The sequence below is a fragment of the Streptomyces xanthophaeus genome (assembly GCF_000725805.1).
GTDB lineage: Bacteria > Actinomycetota > Actinomycetes > Streptomycetales > Streptomycetaceae > Streptomyces > Streptomyces xanthophaeus.
Genome location: NZ_JOFT01000081.1, coordinates 1 through 1,730, shown reverse-complemented (window position 1 = coordinate 1,730; position 1,730 = coordinate 1). Strand labels below are relative to the sequence as shown.

The 1,730-nt window shown below is 70.6% G+C and carries 1 protein-coding gene; it reads right to left on the bottom strand.

Translation table 11 applies throughout. The features are described from left to right. Nucleotides 1-1,730, bottom strand: a 1,730-nt coding sequence (locus tag IO30_RS0128955; protein ID WP_037895445.1) for a type I polyketide synthase, incomplete at both ends; no start/stop codon positions are given.

Genomic DNA, 1,730 nt, shown 5'->3' with positions numbered 1-1,730 from the left:
CGCACGCTGAGCACCCTGACCCGTGAACAGGAACCCAGTCCTGCCCGGCACCAGTCGCGCGCCGTCCTGCCGCTCGGCCAGTGCACCCAGCCCCGCCAGGAGACCCTCACGATCCGAAGCCACCACAGCAGCCCGCTGCACCGCCGAGAACGCCACGTCCAGCACACCCAGCTCCGGACGCTCCAGCAGATGCGACCGAAGACGACCCGCCTGCGCAGCCAACACCTCCGCACTCTTGCCCGACACCACCACCGGCACCACCGACGGACGGTTGGCGGGCACCACCTCGGCCGCAGCCGGCAGCTCCGGCGCAGCCTCGATGATCACGTGAGCGTTGGTGCCACTGATGCCGAACGAGGACACGCCGGCCCGACGCGGCCGATCAGCCGTGGCAGGCCATTCCACCGCCTCGGTCAGCAGCTCGACCTCACCCGAGGTCCAGTCGATGTACGGCGAAGGCTCGTCCACGTTCAGCGTCTGCGGCAGCACGCCGTGCTGCATCGCCATGACCATCTTGATCACACCGGCGACACCGGCAGCAGCCGACGAGTGACCGATGTTGGACTTGATGGAGCCCAGCAGCAGCGGACCGTTCACCCGCTCCTGGCCGTACGTGGCCAGCAGCGCCTGTGCCTCGATCGGGTCACCCAGACGCGTACCCGTGCCGTGACCCTCCACGGCGTCCACCTCGGAGGCGTCCACACCGGCGTTCTCCAGGGCCTGACGGATCACCCGTTCCTGCGAGGGACCGTTCGGGGACGTGAGGCCGTTGCTCGCACCGTCCTGATTGACGGCGCTGCCGCGGATGACACCCAGGATCCGGTGGCCGTTGCGCTGGGCGTCCGAGAGGCGTTCGACGACGAGCAGACCCAGACCGTCCGAGAAGCCCGTGCCGTCGGCGGAGGCCGCGTACGACTTGCAACGGCCGTCCTCCGCCAGGCCACGCTGGCGGCTGAACTCCTGGAGCAGGAACGGGCCGGCCATCACCGTCACGCCACCGACGAGCGCCAGCGAGCACTCACCGGAACGCAGCGCCTGCGACGCCAGATGCATGGCGACCAGCGACGAAGAGCAGGCCGTGTCCACGGACACGGCGGGGCCTTCCAGCCCGAGGCTGTAGGCGACGCGGCCCGACACGACGCTCGTGGTCGTCCCCGTCAGTCGGAAGCCTTCCAGCTCGCGCGGCGTCGACGAGATGCCGTAGTCGGTGGAGACGACGCCGCAGAAGACGCCGGTGTCGCTGCCGCGCAACGAAGCCGGGTCGAGCCCCGCGTCCTCCAGAGCCTCCCAGGACGCCTCCAGCAGCAGACGCTGCTGCGGGTCCATGGCGAGCGCCTCTCGCGGACTCACACCGAAGAATCCGGCGTCGAAGTCGGCGACGTTGTCGAGGAAGCCGCCGCCACGCGTGGTGAGGGCCCCCTGCTGTTCGGTGTCCGGGTTGGAGAGCCGTTCGAGGTCCCAGCCGCGGTCGGTCGGCAGGCCCGAGATCGCATCCCGGCCCTCCGCCACCAGCTGCCACAGCTCCTCGGGCGAACTCACGCCGCCCGGGTACCGGCAGGCCATGCCCACGATCGCCAGCGGCTCGTCCGCCTTCGGACGCTTGCGCTGCGGACGGACCACCACTGCGGCCGGCTCGGCCTCGCCGATCTCGTCGAGGAGGAGGCGTGCGATGGCCGCCGGGGTCGGGTGGTCGAAGACCAGCGTCGTCGGCAGCCGCAGACCCGTCGCCT